This is a genomic window from Buttiauxella sp. AC038 (assembly GCF_979253565.1).
In genome coordinates, this window is record NZ_CEEDCQ010000001.1 from 1757546 (window position 1) to 1775786 (window position 18241).

At 50.9% G+C, this 18241-nt stretch carries 14 protein-coding genes and 2 pseudogenes; all 16 read left to right on the forward strand.

What is annotated here, in order from left to right; translation table 11 throughout:
• The 16 genes and pseudogenes from wcaB to wcaM all read left to right on the forward strand — a co-directional run bounded on the left by wcaB (position 1) and on the right by wcaM (position 18225).
• A pseudogene (gene wcaB, locus AC0IXI_RS08355) lies at positions 1-485 on the forward strand (colanic acid biosynthesis acetyltransferase WcaB).
• Positions 482-1699, forward strand: coding sequence for a glycosyltransferase (locus AC0IXI_RS08360; protein ID WP_471682231.1), 1218 nt, complete (start codon positions 482-484; stop codon positions 1697-1699). The pseudogene wcaB and the gene AC0IXI_RS08360 overlap by 4 nt, the downstream one beginning before the upstream one ends.
• Positions 1674-2894, forward strand: a complete 1221-nt coding sequence (gene wcaD, locus AC0IXI_RS08365) for a colanic acid polymerase WcaD (protein WP_064512230.1) — start codon at positions 1674-1676, stop codon at positions 2892-2894. The genes AC0IXI_RS08360 and wcaD overlap by 26 nt, the downstream gene beginning before the upstream one ends.
• 11 nt (positions 2895-2905) lie before the next feature.
• Positions 2906-3658: a colanic acid biosynthesis glycosyltransferase WcaE gene (gene wcaE, locus AC0IXI_RS08370; RefSeq protein ID WP_471682232.1), complete on the forward strand. Its 753-nt coding sequence runs from the start codon at positions 2906-2908 to the stop codon at positions 3656-3658.
• 53 nt (positions 3659-3711) lie between these two features.
• Positions 3712-4251: a colanic acid biosynthesis acetyltransferase WcaF gene (gene wcaF, locus AC0IXI_RS08375; protein WP_134185396.1), complete on the forward strand. Its 540-nt coding sequence runs from the start codon at positions 3712-3714 to the stop codon at positions 4249-4251.
• Positions 4252-4304: 53 nt separating this feature from the next.
• Positions 4305-5426 (forward strand): GDP-mannose 4,6-dehydratase, encoded by a 1122-nt coding sequence (gene gmd, locus AC0IXI_RS08380; RefSeq protein WP_064512223.1) that lies wholly within the window; start codon positions 4305-4307, stop codon positions 5424-5426.
• A 2-nt stretch (positions 5427-5428) separates the two neighbouring features.
• Positions 5429-6394 carry a GDP-L-fucose synthase gene (gene fcl, locus AC0IXI_RS08385; RefSeq protein ID WP_134185400.1) on the forward strand — a complete coding sequence of 322 codons (966 nt, stop codon included), beginning with the start codon at positions 5429-5431 and terminating at the stop codon, positions 6392-6394.
• Between the two features lie 2 nt (positions 6395-6396).
• A pseudogene (locus tag AC0IXI_RS08390) lies at positions 6397-6861 on the forward strand (GDP-mannose mannosyl hydrolase); the annotation flags it as partial.
• A gap of 205 nt (positions 6862-7066) precedes the next feature.
• On the forward strand, positions 7067-8287 hold the full coding sequence (locus tag AC0IXI_RS08395) for a WcaI family glycosyltransferase (protein ID WP_471682233.1): 1221 nt from the start codon (positions 7067-7069) through the stop codon (positions 8285-8287).
• A 2-nt stretch (positions 8288-8289) separates the two neighbouring features.
• Positions 8290-9735, forward strand: coding sequence for a mannose-1-phosphate guanyltransferase (gene cpsB / locus AC0IXI_RS08400; RefSeq protein WP_471682234.1), 1446 nt, complete (start codon positions 8290-8292; stop codon positions 9733-9735).
• Between the two features lie 185 nt (positions 9736-9920).
• Positions 9921-11291: a colanic acid biosynthesis phosphomannomutase CpsG gene (gene cpsG, locus AC0IXI_RS08405; protein ID WP_471682235.1), complete on the forward strand. Its 1371-nt coding sequence runs from the start codon at positions 9921-9923 to the stop codon at positions 11289-11291.
• Between the two features lie 67 nt (positions 11292-11358).
• On the forward strand, positions 11359-12753 hold the full coding sequence (wcaJ, locus tag AC0IXI_RS08410; RefSeq protein WP_064512211.1) for an undecaprenyl-phosphate glucose phosphotransferase: 1395 nt from the start codon (positions 11359-11361) through the stop codon (positions 12751-12753).
• 11 nt (positions 12754-12764) lie between these two features.
• Positions 12765-14243, forward strand: a complete 1479-nt coding sequence (locus AC0IXI_RS08415) for an MOP flippase family protein (protein ID WP_471682236.1) — start codon at positions 12765-12767, stop codon at positions 14241-14243.
• A 27-nt stretch (positions 14244-14270) separates the two neighbouring features.
• A complete protein-coding gene (wcaK, locus tag AC0IXI_RS08420) occupies positions 14271-15551 on the forward strand; it encodes a colanic acid biosynthesis pyruvyl transferase WcaK (RefSeq protein ID WP_471682237.1) in 1281 nt (426 codons plus the stop codon).
• Positions 15548-16768 (forward strand): colanic acid biosynthesis glycosyltransferase WcaL, encoded by a 1221-nt coding sequence (gene wcaL / locus AC0IXI_RS08425; RefSeq protein ID WP_471682238.1) that lies wholly within the window; start codon positions 15548-15550, stop codon positions 16766-16768. Before wcaK ends, wcaL begins: the two co-directional genes overlap by 4 nt.
• A 29-nt stretch (positions 16769-16797) precedes the next feature.
• Positions 16798-18225 carry a colanic acid biosynthesis protein WcaM gene (wcaM, locus tag AC0IXI_RS08430; protein WP_471682239.1) on the forward strand — a complete coding sequence of 476 codons (1428 nt, stop codon included), beginning with the start codon at positions 16798-16800 and terminating at the stop codon, positions 18223-18225.
• The last annotated feature ends 16 nt before the right edge of the window (positions 18226-18241 follow it).

Sequence of the window (18241 nt, forward strand, 5' to 3'; positions counted from 1 at the left end):
GTGCTTGAAGACCTGCGCGCAAACTCCTGGAGCCTTCGCCCTTGCTGCATGGTGATGGCTTACCGTATTGCCCACTTTTGCTCGGTATGGCGCAAAAAAACGTCATCAACAATCTTTGGGCAGCTCCGATAATCCTGCTTTATCGCTTTGTGACCGAATGCCTGTTTGGCTATGAAATCCAGGCGGGTGCAACCATCGGGCGTCGTTTTACCATTCACCACGGTTATGCCGTTGTGATTAATAAATTCGTGGTCGCCGGTGATGACTTCACCATTCGCCACGGCGTCACCATCGGTAATCGCGGCAAAAGCAACGCCTGCCCGGTGATTGGCAACGGTGTCGAACTGGGTGCCAACGTGGTGATTATTGGCGATATCACGCTTGGGAATAACGTCATTGTTGGTGCTGGGAGCGTGGTACTCGATAGCGTGCCAGACAATGCGCTGGTGGTTGGCGAAAAAGCACAGGTAAAAATAATCAAATGAATATCATGCAATTTAACGTGCGCCTCGCTGAAGGCGGCGCAGCGGGCGTGGCGCTGGATCTTCATCAGCGTGCCAATGCCGCAGGTTTTAGCTCGCGATTTATTTACGGCTACGGTAAAGGCGGCAAGAAAAGTGCCAGCCATGACAAGTTCCAGGGCGTGGAAAAACACACCCCACGCCTGACGTCTATCGCCAACATTATTCTGTTTCGCTTTTTCAACCGCGACCCATTCGGCAACCTGAATAACCTGTATCGCAAAGTGACTCGTGCCCAAGGCCCGGTAGTGCTGCATTTTCATGTGGTACACAGTTATTGGTTGAATCTCGAAGAGATGGTGACGTTTTGCCAGCGTGTAAAAGCGCATAAACCGGATGTCACTTTTGTCTGGACGCTCCACGACCACTGGAGCATCACCGGACGCTGTGCGTTTCTGGATGGTTGCGATGGTTGGAAAACTGGCTGCCAGAAATGCCCGACGCTAAACAACTACCCGCCCGTGAAAAAGGATCGTGCACATCTTTTGGTGCACACCAAACGCCAGTTGTTCCGCGAAATGCTCGCGCTAGGCTGCAAGTTTATTTCGCCAAGCCAGCATGTGGCCGATGCCTTTAACCTGATTTACGGAGCAGGGCGCTGCAAAATCATCAATAACGGTATTGATGTGGCAACCGAAGCGATTCTGGCTGAATTACCGCTCACGCAAGCCGCGGGCGTTAAGCCAAAAGTAGCTGTGGTAGCCCATGATTTGCGTTACGACGGCAAAACTAATCAGCAACTGGTGCAGGCCATTATGGCGCTGGACGACGAAATCGAGTTGCACACTTTCGGTAAGTTCTCGCCGTTTAATGGCCCGAACGTGGTGAACCACGGTTATATGACCGATAAAAAAGCACTGATGAGCGAGCTTAACGAAATGGACTCGCTGGTGTTCAGCTCGCAGGTAGATAACTACCCGCTGATTCTGTGTGAAGCGTTATCCATTGGCGTGCCGGTTATCGCCACGCAAAGTGATGCTGCTGACGAAGTATTGCGTAAAGTTGGCGGCAAAACCTTTAGTGATGCTCGGGTGCTCGAACTGGTGAAAATGCCAAAAGAGCAGTTAGCGCAGCAGGTGTTTGGCAAAGAGTTGCAGGTATTTAAAGCTGCAAGCCGCCAGGCGTTTAGTGGGCAACAGATGCTGGAGGAGTATGTCTCGTTCTATCAGAATCTGTAGTTATCTGCTGTTACCGTTTATCTATCTGGTGGTCAACGTCAAGTTGGCCTCATTGGGGGAAAGCTTCCCAATAACGATAGTCACCTTCTTACCTGCAATCCTCTTTTTGTACATTGAACGAATCAGCGTCAAAAAATTGATGATTGCGCTGGGTATCGGTGCCGGACTGACTGCATTTAACTACATTTTTGGCCAATCGCTTGATGCCAGCAAATACGTCACCTCGACATTATTGTTCGTCTATATTGTGCTGATTATGGCAATGACATGGAGTTGCCGTTTCAAAACTATTTCACAGCGTAATCACCATAAAATTCTGCGGTTATTTTATGGTGTGGTGGGCATTATTGTGATGCTTGCGGCGGCGGAAATGGCTCAGATTATTCTGACCGGTGGAAGTAGCCTGATTGAGAAAATTTCGAAGTTTCTTATATACAGTAATAGCTATGTTCTGAACTTTATTAGCTTCGGTGGCAAGCGCACCACGGCACTCTATTTTGAACCGGCGTTCTTCGCTCTGGCATTAATCTCAATTTGGCTCAGTATCAAACAGTTTGGTATCAAAACACCGAAAACAGATGGTATGATTCTTTTAGGGATAGTGCTTTCAGGTTCATTTTCAGGGGTAATGACTTTTATCCTGTTCTATCTTCTTGAATGGGCATTCCAGTACCTTAATAAAAATGCCATAAAGAAGAAGTTGCCATTAGCAATTATTTCTCTTTCCGTGTTTTTAGTAGGGTTAATATTCGCATTCCCTTATATCGCGACCCGCCTTGGCGATTTGGGAACCGAAGGTTCTTCATCTTATTATCGAATTATTGGCCCGTTAGCGATGGTTGGGTATTCATTAACCAATATCGACGGGGTAGTGCGTTTCGGATCTTTATATGAATATGTCGCATCATTCGGAATCTTTAACGGTGCGGATGTCGGTAAAACAGTAGACAATGGTTTGTATCTGTTAATTATTTATTTTTCATGGTTCGCGGTATTACTGACCATTTGGTATATGTGGAAAGTCATTAAAATGATGCGCACAGCTTTTGGTAATAATGAAAATTACCGCGTTCAATTATGGCTTTTTACACCCGTGTCATTATTTTTTACCGGTTCAATTTTTAGCCCTGAATATGCGTTCTTGATTGTGTGCCCATTTATTTTACGTAAGGCGCTCAAAATTACGAACACCTGAGGTCAATAACAATGCTGCTAAGTGTCATCACGGTTGCTTATAAAAATCTCGCCGGAATAGAAAAAACCTGGCATTCGCTGGCTCACTTAGCGAAGGCTGCGGGCATCACATTTGAGTGGATTGTTGTGGATGGCGCCTCAAATGACGGCACCGCAGAGTTTCTGGAAAACCTCAATGGTCAGTACCAGTTACGCTATGTAAGCGAGAAAGATAACGGCATTTATGATGCAATGAACAAAGGTATTGAGATGGCCCAGGGCCGCTTTGCTTTGTTCCTCAATTCCGGTGACATTTTCCACCAGGATATTGCCACCGTCGCGCATCAACTGGCTGCTATGCCCTCGACTGATAATGCGATGGTGATTGGCGATGCGTTATTAGATTTCGGCGACGGTACAAAAATAGAACGCCGCGCAAAGCAGGGCTGGTATATCTACCACAGTTTACCAGCCAGCCATCAGGCGATATTTTTCCCAGTATCAGGGCTGCGTAAATACCCTTACGATCTGCAATATAAAGTCTCATCGGATTATGCGCTTGCCGCACGTATGTATAAAAAAGGTTATGCATTTAAACGCGTCAAGGGGTTGGTATCTGAATTTTCCATGGGCGGCGTGTCGACATCAAATAATATTGAATTGTGTCGGGATGCAAAAAATGTTCAGCGCAAGATATTAGGCGTGCCGGGATTTATTGCGGAATTATCTTATAAGCTCCGTCTGCGTACTACCGGAAAAGCAAAAGCACTTTATAACAAAGCCTGATTCTGTAGGTCGGATTAGCGTCAGCGACATCCGACAAAAACGTAGGGAATATTATGCAGGAATTAAATGGCTTCTCGGTACCGAAAGGTTTCCGGGGTGGGCACCCTATTAAGGTTCAACTGTGGTGGGCGGTACAAGCAACATTATTTGCCTGGTCGCCACAAATATTTTATCGCTGGCGTGCCTTTTTATTACGCCTGTTTGGTGCACGAATTGGTAAAGGTGTTGTGATTCGTCCATCGGTCAAAATTACTTACCCATGGAAATTAACGCTAGGTGATTATGCCTGGGTAGGTGATGACGCAGTGTTGTATACGCTGGGTGATATCACGATAGGGGCGAATTCTGTGGTGTCACAAAAGTGTTATTTGTGCACCGGTAGCCACGATTATATGAGTAAGCATTTTGATATTACCGCCTCGCCAATTGTTATCGGTGAGAAATGCTGGCTGGCAACCGATGTATTTGTTTCACCTGGCGTGAATATTGGAAATGGCACCGTCGTGGGTGCGCGTAGCAGCATTTATAAATCATTACCGGCGAATGCCGTTTGCCGGGGTAACCCAGCAGTAAAAATACGCGATCGAGCGTGAGCGCTTTATTTAAAGCAAAGCTCTTAATTTAATCTTCAATCATAGGAATTATTATGACTAAAGTAGCTCTCATCACGGGTGTAACCGGGCAAGACGGCTCCTATCTGGCGGAACTGCTGCTGGAAAAAGGTTATGAAGTTCATGGTATTAAGCGACGTGCTTCTTCCTTCAACACCGAACGTGTTGATCATATTTACCAGGATCCGCACACCAGCAACCCAAAATTCCACCTGCACTACGGTGATCTGACGGACAGCTCAAACCTGACCCGTATTCTTTCCGAAGTGCAGCCGGATGAAGTGTATAACCTGGGCGCGATGAGCCATGTAGCGGTTTCTTTTGAATCCCCGGAATACACTGCAGACGTTGATGCCATGGGTACGCTGCGCCTGCTGGAAGCGATTCGTTTCTTAGGCCTTGAGAAGAAAACCCGTTTCTACCAGGCATCCACTTCCGAGCTCTACGGCCTGGTACAAGAAACCCCGCAGAAAGAAACCACACCTTTCTATCCGCGCTCTCCGTATGCCGTTGCCAAACTTTACGCCTACTGGATCACCGTCAACTACCGCGAATCCTACGGTATGTATGCCTGTAACGGGATTTTGTTTAACCACGAATCCCCACGCCGTGGCGAAACCTTCGTGACCCGTAAAATCACCCGCGCCATCGCCAACATTTCTCAGGGCCTGGAAAAATGCCTGTATCTGGGCAACATGGATTCTCTGCGTGACTGGGGCCATGCCAAAGACTACGTGAAAATGCAGTGGATGATGCTGCAACAAGAGACGCCAGAGGATTTCGTGATTGCCACCGGTGTGCAGTATTCCGTGCGTCAGTTCGTGGAAATGTCAGCGGCACAACTGGGTATCAAACTGCGCTTTGAAGGTACGGGTGTGGAAGAGAAGGGCATTGTTGTTTCTGTCACGGGCCACGATGCGCCGGGTGTGAAACCAGGTGATGTGATTGTCTCTGTGGACCCACGTTACTTCCGTCCTGCAGAAGTGGAAACCCTGCTGGGTGACCCAACTAAAGCACACGAAAAACTGGGCTGGAAACCAGAAATCACGCTTAAAGAGATGGTTGGCGAAATGGTCGCTAAAGATCTGGAAGCGGCGAAAAAACACTCGTTGCTTAAGTCCCATGGTTACGAGGTTGCCATCGCGCTGGAGTCCTGAGCATGAATAAACACCGTATCTTTGTTGCCGGCCATCGGGGGATGGTCGGTTCGGCCATCGTCCGTCAGCTTGAACAACGCGCTGATGTCGAACTGGTGCTGCGTAATCGCGATGAACTGAACCTGTTAGATGGTGCAGCGGTGAATGCCTTCTTTGCCGAGGAGCGCATTGACCAGGTTTACCTCGCAGCGGCAAAAGTGGGCGGAATTGTTGCCAACAACACTTATCCGGCCGACTTCATCTACGAAAATCTGATTATTGAGAGCAACATTATTCACAGCGCGCATACGCACAATGTGAATAAGCTGTTGTTCCTCGGTTCATCGTGCATTTACCCGAAAATGGCTCACCAGCCAATGGCGGAAAGCGAGCTGCTGCAAGGCACGCTTGAAGCGACTAACGAGCCGTATGCGATTGCCAAAATCGCCGGTATCAAACTGTGTGAGTCATATAACCGCCAGTACGGTCGTGATTATCGTTCGGTGATGCCAACTAATTTGTATGGGCCGAACGATAACTTCCACCCAAGTAACTCGCACGTGATTCCTGCGTTACTGCGCCGTTTCCACGAAGCGACGCAGCAAAACTCGCCGGATGTGGTGGTGTGGGGTAGCGGCACGCCAATGCGTGAATTCCTGCATGTCGATGATATGGCGGCAGCCAGCATTCATATTATGGAAATGGCCAGCGAAGTGTGGCAGGAAAATACCCAGCCGATGCTGTCGCACATTAACGTCGGCACCGGTGTGGATTGCACTATCCGCGAGCTGGCGCAAACCATCGCCAAAGTCACGGGTTACCGTGGGCGCGTAGTGTTTGATGCCACTAAGCCTGATGGCACGCCGCGCAAACTGCTGGACGTTACCCGCCTGCGCCGCCTGGGCTGGTATCCGGAAATCACTTTGGAGCCTGGCCTTGCCAGCACCTACCAGTGGTTCCTCGAAAACCAGCAACGGTTCCGGGGGTAAATATGTTTCTGAGTGCTGAAGACTTCTCAACCGTTGTCCGCTCCACACCGCTGATCTCAATCGATCTGATCGTTGAAAATCAGGCAGGAGAATTCCTGTTGGGGCAACGCACTCAGCGCCCGGCGCAGAACTTTTGGTTCGTGCCGGGAGGCCGGGTACAGAAAGACGAAACGCTGGAGCGTGCTTTTGCGCGCTTAACCGAGGCTGAATTAGGTACGGCGTTCACCTTGCAGGATGGCGAGTTTTACGGCGTGTGGCAGCACTTCTATGACGACAACTTCTCCGGCACAGATTTCTCCACGCACTACATCGTGCTGGGATTCCGCCTGCGTGTTGATGCCGATGCGCTGCAACTGCCGGATGCGCAACACAGTGCTTATCGCTGGTTAACGCCTGAAGAATTGTTGGTTCGTGATGATGTGCATGACAACAGTCGGGCTTATTTCCTTGATAAGAAACGCGCGGAGTCGCCGGGCTATTACTCGAAATCATTCGGCCTGGGTCAAGGCGGCAAACCCGAGACAAATTCGTCGGGAACGAATTTGACCAGCCAAAGGCTGGCCTTCGGTGAGAGACAGGAGTCTCTCATTAATCCTCAGGAGCTTACTCAAGTAAGTGACTGGGGTGAGCGGGTGCAGCCAACGCAGAAGCAGGTTGAAGGATGAAGAGTAAATGAAAATTTTAGTCTACGGCATTAACTACTCCCCGGAATTAACTGGCATCGGCAAATATACCGGCGAAATGGTTGAATGGATGACACGCCAGGGCCATGAAGTGCGTGTTATTACCGCCCCACCTTACTATCCGGTTTGGGAAGTGCATCCCGATTATTGCGCCTGGAAGTACAAGAAGGAAGTGGGGGCCGCCACTGTCTGGCGCTGCCCGCTGTATGTACCAAAGCAGCCTTCAACGATAAAGCGCCTGATTCATTTGGGCAGCTTTGCACTGAGTTCATTATTTCCGCTGCTGGCACAACACCGCTGGAAGCCGGATCGCATTATCGGTGTGGTGCCAACATTGTTTTCTGTGCCGGGCATGCGGTTGCTAGCAAAATTGAGCGGCGCGCGCACGCTGTTACATATTCAGGATTACGAAGTCGACGCCATGCTCGGCCTCGGAATGGCGGGCAAAAAGCAAGGAAAAGTGGCCCGACTGGCCAGCCGTTTTGAGCAAAGTGGCCTGCATAACGTTGACAACGTTTCGACCATTTCGCGTTCGATGATGAACAAAGCGGCTGAAAAGGGTGTGGATCCGAAGAAAGTGATCTTCTTCCCTAACTGGTCCGAAGTAGAGCGTTTTCGCGGTATTTCCCGTGAAGAAATTCTGGCGGTTCGTGACAGCCTGCAATTGCCTGCTGATAAAAAAATCATCCTTTATTCCGGCAATATCGGCGAAAAACAGGGACTGGAGACGGTAATTGAAGTGGCGGAGCGTTTTGCCCTCCAGCCGTATGTATTCGTGATTGTCGGGCAGGGCGGCGGCAAGGCTCGCCTGCAAAAACTGGCGCAGGACAAAGGGCTGCACAACGTGGTGTTCCATCCGTTGCAGCCTTACGACGCGCTGCCAGCGTTACTTAAGCTTGCCGATTGCCATTTGGTCATTCAGCGCCGAGGTGCGGCTGATGCTGTTCTGCCATCAAAACTGACCAACATTCTTGCGGTGGGCGGTAATGCGGTGATTACCGCAGAACCGGATACCGAACTCGGCCAACTTTGCGATGCGTTTTCCGGTATCGCGGTGTGTGTTGAGCCGGAATCGGTTGATGCCCTTGCCGATGGCATTCAGCGCTGCCTTCAACTGCCGGAACATAACATCGTGGCATGCGAATATGCCGAGCGCACGCTCGAGAAAAACAGCGTGTTGAATCAATTTATTGCGGACATTCAGGGTTAATTATGACTAATTCCAGACTCTATCCGGTCATCATGGCTGGAGGAAACGGTAGCCGTTTGTGGCCGTTGTCCCGCGTGCTTTACCCGAAACAGTTCCTGTGCCTGAAAGGCGAACTGACGATGTTGCAAACCACCGTTAGCCGTTTAAACGGCGTCGATTGCGAAAGCCCGGTGGTAATTTGCAATGAAGAACACCGTTTTATCGTTGCTGAACAGCTGCGTGAGCTGAACAAGCTGACGGAAAATATTGTGCTGGAGCCTGCCGGGCGCAACACCGCTCCAGCCATCGCGCTGGCAGCGCTGGCGGCAATACGCAATCAGCCAGAAAATGACCCGCTGATGCTGATACTGGCCGCTGACCATGTTATCCAGGATGAAGATGCATTCCGAAGCGCGGTGCGTAATGCGCTGCCGTATGCCGAAGCGGGCAAACTGGTGACTTTCGGCATCGTCCCGGATCTGCCAGAAACGGGCTACGGCTACATTCGCCGTGGCGAAGTTTCAAACCCGAATACGCCAGACGTGGATGCAATTGCGTTTGGTGTGGCGCAGTTTGTCGAAAAACCGGATATCGCCACCGCGCAGGCTTACGTCGCCAGTGGCGAATATTACTGGAACAGCGGTATGTTCCTGTTCCGCGCCGGGCGCTACCTCGAAGAGTTGAAAAAATTCCGCCCGGATATTCTCAGCGCCTGCGAAAAAGCGATGGCGAACATCGACCCGGATCTCGATTTTGTGCGTGTCGATGAAGCCGCGTTCCTGGCATGTCCGGACGAGTCTATTGACTACGCGGTGATGGAAAAAACTGCCGATGCAGTAGTTGTGCCAATGGATGCTGGCTGGAGCGACGTTGGTTCATGGTCTTCGCTGTGGGAAATCAGCACCAAAAACCAGCAGGGTAATGTGCATCACGGTGATGTGATCAGTCACTCTACCGAGAACAGTTACATCTACGCCGAATCCGGCCTGGTCACCACCGTTGGCGTGAAAGATCTGATTGTTGTGCAGACCAAAGATGCGGTGCTGATTGCCGACCGCGATCACGTGCAAAGCGTGAAGAAAGTGGTTGAGCAGATCAAATTCGATGGTCGCCATGAACACCACAACCACCGCGAAGTGTATCGCCCGTGGGGCAAATACGACTCCATCGACGAAGGCGAACGCTACCAGGTGAAACGCATCACCGTAAAACCGGGCGAAGGTTTGTCTTTGCAGATGCACCATCACCGCGCCGAACACTGGATTGTGGTAGCCGGCACCGCGAAAGTGACCCTGGGTGAGGAAGTGAAACTGCTCGGTGAAAACGAGTCCATCTACATTCCGCTGGGTGTCACCCACTGCCTGGAAAACCCAGGGAAAATCCCGCTCGATCTGATTGAAGTGCGTTCCGGCACCTACCTCGAAGAAGACGACATTGTGCGTTTCGAGGATCGCTACGGACGCATCTAACCATCATATTTCACGCTGCAGATGCGTTGGCTTCCTTTGCGCACACCGGTCACTTAGTTAACTAAGCTCGCGGCGATGCACGCAGTTGCCGCCTTCCTGCAACGCGAAATCTAATGGTTATACATTTTAGAAAAAGTTATCTCCGTACTGGAGAGGGCTGACTGTTGCCTGAAAAGAGGTAAAACATGACTGAATTAACCTGTTTTAAAGCCTATGACATTCGCGGCAAGCTGGGCGAAGAGTTGAATGAAGAGATTGCCGAACGCATTGGCCGCGCTTATGGCGAGTACCTGAAACCGAAAACTATTGTGCTGGGCGGCGACGTGCGCCTGACCAGCGAAGCGCTCAAGCTGGCGCTGGCAAAAGGGTTGCAGGATGCGGGTGTGGACGTGCTGGATATCGGTCTTTCCGGCACCGAGGAAATCTATTTTGCCACCTGGCATCTCGATGTGGATGGCGGCATTGAAGTCACCGCCAGCCATAACCCGATGGACTACAACGGCATGAAACTGGTGCGTGAAGGGGCTCGCCCGATTAGCGGCGACACCGGCCTGCGTGATGTACAGCGCCTGGCGCAAACCAACGACTTCCCGCCGGTGGACGCGGCAAAACGCGGCAGCTACCAGAAAGTTTCGGTGGTGGAGTCGTACATCGACCATCTGTTCTCGTACATCAACGTCAAAAACATCAAGCCGCTGAAACTGGTGATTAACTCCGGTAACGGTGCGGCGGGTCCGATTGTCGATGCTATCGAAGCACGCTTTAAGGCACTCAACGTGCCGCTGACGTTCATCAAAGTACACAACCAGCCTGACGGTAATTTCCCTAACGGTATCCCGAACCCGCTGCTACCGGAGTGCCGCGACGATACCCGCAACGCGGTGATTGAACATGGCGCGGATATGGGCATCGCCTTTGACGGCGATTTCGACCGCTGCTTCCTGTTCGATGAGAAGGGGCAGTTTATCGAAGGCTATTACATCGTCGGCCTACTGGCGGCGGCATTCCTTGAAAAACAGCCGGGGGCGAAGATTATTCATGACCCGCGCCTGTCGTGGAACACGGTGGATATCGTTGAGCGCGCAGGCGGCACGCCGGTGATGTCGAAAACCGGTCATGCGTTTATCAAAGAGCGTATGCGCCAGGAAGACGCCATCTACGGCGGCGAAATGAGCGCCCACCACTATTTCCGTGATTTTGCTTACTGCGACAGCGGGATGATCCCATGGCTGCTGGTGACCGAGTTGCTGTGCCTGAAAGGGAAAACCCTTGGCGAGCTGGTGCGTGACCGTATGGCGGCGTGGCCGGCAAGCGGGGAAATCAACAGCAAGCTGGCGGACCCGAAAGTCGCGATTGCGCGTGTGCAGCAGCACTTTGCGCCGCACGCGCAGGAAGTGGACCACACCGACGGTATCAGCATGGCGTTTGCCGACTGGCGCTTTAACCTGCGCAGTTCAAATACCGAGCCGGTGGTGCGCCTAAATGTGGAATCGCGCAGTAATGAACAACTGATGCAGGCGCGAACGCAGGAAATTATGGAACTGTTGAATCAGTGATCTGTGGGGACGGAAATCTCCTGAGGCAGGAAAGGGGATCCGTCACCCTTTTAATAAAGGTAAAACGATGACAAACCTAAAAAAGCGCGAGCTGCCAAAAACGAACGCATCGTTAATCTCTATGGTGCAACGTTTTTCTGACATAACCATCATGTTTGTTGGGTTATGGGTAGTGTGTCAGGTTAACGCGTTACCGTTTTTGTATATGCATTTGCTGATGGCGCTACTCGCCCTCGTGGTCTTCCAGATGATTGGTGGAATGACCGATTTTTATCGCTCCTGGCGCGGAGTGAGAATTTCCAGCGAACTGATGCTGCTGCTGCAAAACTGGACGCTAAGTCTGATTTTTAGTGCCGGATTATTGGCGTTTAACCCTGACTTTGATGGCTCATTCTGGGTGTATCTGGCCTGGTATGTGCTGACCAGTTTCGGCATGGTGATGTGCCGTTCGTTTATTCGCTTCGGTGCTGGTTGGTTGCGCAATATGGGCTACAACACACGTCGTATTGCTATCGCGGGTTCACTGCCGGTGGGTTACACGCTTGCCGAAAGTTTCCGTAACGAACCGTGGTTAGGCTTTGATGTCACCGGGGTTTATGACGACCAGCAGCCTGAATCCCCACACGGTGATTATGCCGGCTCTTTTGCCGACCTGGTTGAACAGGCGCGCGCAGGGCAAATCGACAATATCTACATCGCCATGGCGATGAGTGAAGAAGCGCAGATTAAAACTCTGGTCCGCGAACTCACGGATACCACCTGTTCGGTGATGCTAATCCCCGATGTCTTCACCTTCAATATTCTTAACTCCCGCACCGAAGAAGTTAACGGTGTGCCGGTAGTACCGCTGTTTGCTACTCCACTGAATGGTATTAACCGGATTCTGAAACGCCTCGAAGATATCGTGTTGTCGGCGATGATCTTGCTGTTTATTTCCCCGGTACTGCTGTGCATTAGTGCTGCGGTAAAACTGACCTCGCCAGGCCCGGTTATCTTCCGCCAGACGCGTTACGGCATGGATGGCAAGCCAATCAAAGTATGGAAATTCCGCTCCATGAAAGTGATGGAAAACGATGCTGTCGTGACTCAGGCCACCAAAGGCGACAAGCGTATTACGCCGGTGGGGAATTTCCTGCGCCGCACGTCGCTCGATGAGTTGCCGCAGTTTATTAATGTGCTGATGGGTGAGATGTCGATTGTCGGTCCTCGCCCCCATGCGGTTGCGCACAATGAGCAATACCGCTTGCTGATTGAAGGCTACATGCTGCGCCACAAAGTGAAGCCCGGCATTACCGGCTGGGCGCAAATCAACGGCTGGCGCGGTGAAACCGACACGCTTGAGAAAATGGAAAAGCGCGTTGAGTTTGACCTGGAATACATCCGCGAATGGAGCCTGTGGTTTGACATCAAAATTGTCTTTCTGACCATCTTCAAAGGCTTTGTTAATAAAGCTGCGTATTAAGTGAGTCTTTAATGAGCCTGAGAGAAAAAACCATCAGCGGCGCGAAATGGTCCGCCATCGCCACGGTGATTATTATTAGCCTGGGCCTGGTGCAGATGACGGTGCTGGCGCGCATTGTCGACAACCACGAGTTTGGCCTGCTGACCATTTCACTGGTGATTATCGCGCTGGCCGATACGCTGTCGGATTTTGGTATTGCCAACTCGATTATTCAGCGCAAAGAAATCAGCCATCTTGAGTTAACAACACTCTACTGGCTGAACGTCGGCCTGGGGCTAGTGGTGTTTGCGCTGGTGTTTTTGCTGAGCGATTTTATCGCCTCGGTACTGCACGCACCTAAGCTTGCACCGCTTATCAAAACCCTGTCGTTTGCTTTTATTGTCATTCCCCACGGCCAACAGTTCCGTGCGCTCATGCAAAAGGAGCTCGAGTTTTCAAAAATCGGCTCAATTGAAACTGTTTCGGTGATGGCGGGCTTTACTGTCACCGTGGGCGCGGCGATGTATTACCCGTTCGCCATGACCGCGATCGTCGGCTACCTGGTGAACACCGTGGTGCGCACCTCTCTGTTTGGTTTCTTCGGCCGCAAGATATATCGCCCGGGCCTGCATTTTTCGCTCAAGTCCGTCGGCTCTAACCTCAAGTTTGGCGCATGGCTGACTGCTGACAGCATCATCAATTATGTGAATACCAACCTTTCTACACTGGTGCTGGCGCGTATCCTTGGCGCGAGCATCGCCGGCGGCTATAACCTCGCTTATAACGTGGCGGTGGTGCCACCGATGAAGCTTAACCCGATCATCACTCGCGTATTATTCCCGGCATTCGCCAAAATTCAGGACGACACTGACAAGTTACGCCTTAACTTCTACAAATTGCTGTCGATTGTCGGAATTATAAACTTCCCGGCGCTGCTCGGCCTGCTGGTGGTATCGAACAACTTTGTGCCGCTGGTGTTTGGTGAAAAGTGGCAGTTTATTACGCCAATTCTGCAACTGCTTTGTGTTGTGGGGCTGCTGCGTTCTATCGGTAACCCTATTGGGTCGTTACTGATGGCAAAAGCGCGAGTGGATATCAGCTTTAAATTCAACGTTTTCAAAACCTGCCTGTTTATCCCGGCGATTATTGTCGGCGGGCACCTTGCTGGCGCACTGGGCGTGACGCTCGGCTTCCTGTTCGTGCAGGTGGTGAACACCGTTCTTAGCTATTTCATCATGATTAAACCGGTGCTGGGGTCCAGTTACCGCCAGTACATTCAGAGCATCTGGCTACCGTTTTATCTTTCGATTCCAACCATTGTGGTGAGTAGTGCGCTGGGAATTGCCCTGAAAGGCCATCTCGCGCTCGGTTTGCTGGTGGGCGTACAAATCGCGGCTGGCGCATTCGCCTTTATCGTCATGCTGGTGCTCTCACGTAATGCGCTGGTGGTTGAGATGAAGCGACAGTTCTGCCGTAACGACCGTTTAAAAACACTGCTTCGCGCAAGCTAAAACCCCTTAATAAGAGGTCTGATTTATATGAAATTATTGATTCTTGGCAACCACACTTGCGGCAACCGTGGTGACAGCGCCATTCTGCGCGGACTGATCGATGCGATTACCACCATTGATGACACCGTGCAGGTTGATGTGATGAGCCGTTATCCGGTGAGTTCTGCATGGCTGCTGGGCCGCCCGGTAATGGGTGACGGGTTGTATAAGCAGATGAAACAGCACAACAATGCGGTTGGGCTGATGGGGCGGGTAAAAAAAGTGCTGCGCCGCAAGTATCAACACCAGGTTTTGCTGGCGAAAGCCACGGACAACGGGCGCCTGCGCAATATATCCATCCCGCAGGGCTTTATTGATTTTGTGAAATCGCTGCAAAAATATGACGCGATTATTCAGGTCGGCGGCTCATTTTTTGTCGATCTATACGGCGTTTCTCAGTTTGAGCACGCGCTGTGTAGCTTTATGGCCAAAAAGCCGGTGTACATGATTGGCCATAGCGTTGGGCCATTCCAGGACCCGCAGTTTAATCACCTGGCGAGTTATGTTTTCGGTAATGCCGAGTCGCTGATTTTGCGTGAGTCCGTCAGTCTCGACTTGATGAAGCAAAGCAATATTGATAGCAGCAAAGTGGAGCAGGGCGTCGACACCGCCTGGCTTGTCGATCATCACAATGACAGCTTTGTGCCGAGCTACGCGGTGCAGCATTGGCTGGAAACCATCAAGCGCAAGAAGACCGTCGCTATTACGCTGCGTGAACTGGCACCGTTCGACAAACGCCTTGGCACCACGCAGCAGGCCTATGAGCAGGCATTCGCCTCAGTCGTGAATCGTGTTATTGAGCAAGGTTACCAGGTGCTGGCGTTGTCGACCTGTACCGGTATCGATAGCTACAACAAGGACGACCGCATGGTGGCGCTAAATCTGCGCCAGTATGTGAATGACCCTGAGCAATACCATGTGGTGATGGATGAGCTTAACGATCTGGAGATGGGCAAGATTCTTGGCGAATGCGAACTGACGGTTGGCACACGCCTGCACTCCGCCATTATTTCCATGAACTTTGGCACGCCTGCGATTGCTATCAATTACGAACACAAATCAGCGGGCATCATGAAGCAGCTTGGCATGCCGGAAATGGCGATTGAAATTCGCCAGCTGCTGAATGGATCTTTACAGAGTGTGGTAGCGGATGTGCTGGGGCAATTACCCGCAATTAACCAACGCCTGGCTCATGCGGTGCGCGCCGAACGTGAAGATGGTTTGCGTATGGTGGAATCTGTATTGACGCGTGTTAAGGGGGAAAAATGAAAGTTGGCTTCTTTCTACTCAAATTCCCAGTGGCATCCGAAACCTTTGTGCTCAACCAGATAACCGCATTTATCGATATGGGCTATGAGGTGGAAATTGTCGCCATCCAGAAAGGGGATTTGAACAACACGCACTCGGCATTTAAAGAGTACAACCTGGCTGCGAAAACCACCTGGCTGATGGACGAACCTCAAGGCAAAGTGGCGAAACTACAAAACCGTGCCCTGAATACTCTGCGTGGCGCACTTCGCCCGCAGACCTGGCACGCGCTAAATTCGAAGCGCTATGGCGAGGAGGCGCGCAACTTGATCCTTTCCTCTATTTGTGGCCGTAACCCGCAAACCGTACAGGCTGATGTATTTATCGCCCACTTCGGCCCGGCAGGTGTCACGGCAGCAAAGCTGCGTGAATTGGGCCTGCTTAAAGGCAATATTGCTACGGTGTTCCACGGCATTGATATTTCAGGGCGCGAGGCGCTTGCGCACTACACACCGGAATATCAAAAACTCTTTACCCGTGGCGATTTGATGCTGCCGATAAGCAATTTATGGGCGGGGCGTTTGCAAAAAATGGGCTGCCCGGCGGATAAAATCTGTGTTTCAAGAATGGGCGTGGATATGGAGCGGTTTTCGCAGCGCGCTGTTAAAGCCCCTGCCAAAACGTTGGAGATTATTTCGGTAGCACGACTGACCGAGAAGAAAGGTCTGCATGTCGCAATTGAAGCCTGCCTGCTGCTCAAAGAACGCGGCGTGAAGTTCCGTTACAACATTCTCGGTATTGGTCCGTGGGAAACACGCCTGCGTACGCTTATTGAACAAAATCAGCTAGATGACGTGGTGTTTATGCCTGGCTTTAAGCCGAACCATGAAGTGAAAGCGATGCTCGATGAAGCCGATGTGTTCTTACTGCCGTCGATAACCGGTGAAGATGGCGATATGGAAGGCATCCCCGTGGCATTAATGGAGGCGATGGCGGTAGGTATTCCGGTTATCTCCACCGTACATAGCGGTATTCCAGAACTCATTGATGCCGGCCGTTCCGGTTGGCTGGTGCCTGAAAAAGATGCGCCAGCACTCGCGGATACCTTGCAGGCATTCGGCCACATCGAAGCCAATGAACTGAAACCGATGCTTAACCTTGCCCGCGCGAAAGTCGAAACTGAATTTAACCAGAAAGTTATCTACCGAGAATTAGCCCGTCAGCTACAAACGCTGTAAACCCACCGAGTGAAACCTCACGAGGATGTATGCGCAAAAGATTTGAATCGACTCACCCTTCGTTTTCCTCCTCCCGCCGCAAATTGCTTAAAGCCAGTTCAGTACTGGCTGCGGTGCCATTCATTTTACCTCGTAGCCTGTTTGCCACAGGCCTCAAAAGCGAGGTCAACGTGCAAAAGTTCTATAGCGGTGACTGGATTGCCGCTTTCAAACAAGCCTTCTCAGCCGCTGATATCGTGACCGTCCCGGCCGATTTGGTTTGCGACAACATTAATACCGCCATTTTTATGCCGGAAGGCAAAACTTTGCACGTCGCTGGTGGCTTAAAGGGCAATGGCAAAGGGCGTTTTGTGCTGCAGCATGGCTGCCAGGTGTTAGGGGAGAAGGGCGGGCGGTTTAACAATATCACCCTCGATGTGCGTGGCTCTGACTGCACTATCAAAGGCATTGATATGAGCGGTTTTGTGCCTGTCACGCAGATCTACATTGGCGGAAAAGAGCAGCGCACCATGCGCAACCTGGTGATCGACCAGATTACGGTGCACGATGCGAACTACGCGATTCTGCGCCAGGGCTTCCATAATCGTATGGAGAACGTGAAGATCACCAACGGGCATTTTAGCCACTTGCAGGGTGATGCTATAGAATGGAATGTTGCTATCAACGACCATAACCTGCTTATCTCTGACCATGTGATTGAAAACATTGATTGCACCAATGGGAAGATCAACTGGGGCATTGGGATTGGGCTTGCGGGCAGTACTTACGACAACGAGTACCCGGAAGACCAGGCGGTGAAGAATTTTGTGGTGGCGAATATTACTGGCAGCAATTGTAGGCAGTTAATACATGTCGAGAATGGCAAACACTTTGTTATTCGTAATATTAAGGCGCGTAATATTAATCATACTTTCAGCCAGAAAGCGGGAATTGATAACGCCACAATAGCAATTTATGGCTGTGATAATTTCGTGATTGATAATATCGATATGAAAGAGAGTGCGGGTTTTCTTATTGGTTATGGTGTTGTCAAGGGTAAGTATTTATCTATTCCGCAAAATTTTAAACTAAACGATATAGCACTTGATAATACTCACATGCAGTATAAAAGCCGTGGAATACAGATTTCTTCGGGTAACGCGACGTCGTTCGTTGCCATCACCAATGTGGCGCTAAAGCGCGCAACGCTTGAGTTGCATAACAAACCGCAACACTTGTTTCTGCGCAACGTTGACGTCATGCAGTACGCTGCCACTGGACCTGCGCTGAAGCTTAACTTCGACCTACGCAAAGACGTGCGTGGCCGCTTTATGGCTAAGGGTGATACGCTCCTGTCACTTGCGAATGTGCGAGCCGTGAATGAGAAGGGGCAGAGTTCGGTGGATATCGACCGGGTTGACCATCAGCACGTGAACACGAGCGGGTTGAATTTTGTGCTACCAGTTGTGACTAAGTAGATTGTCAAATCACATT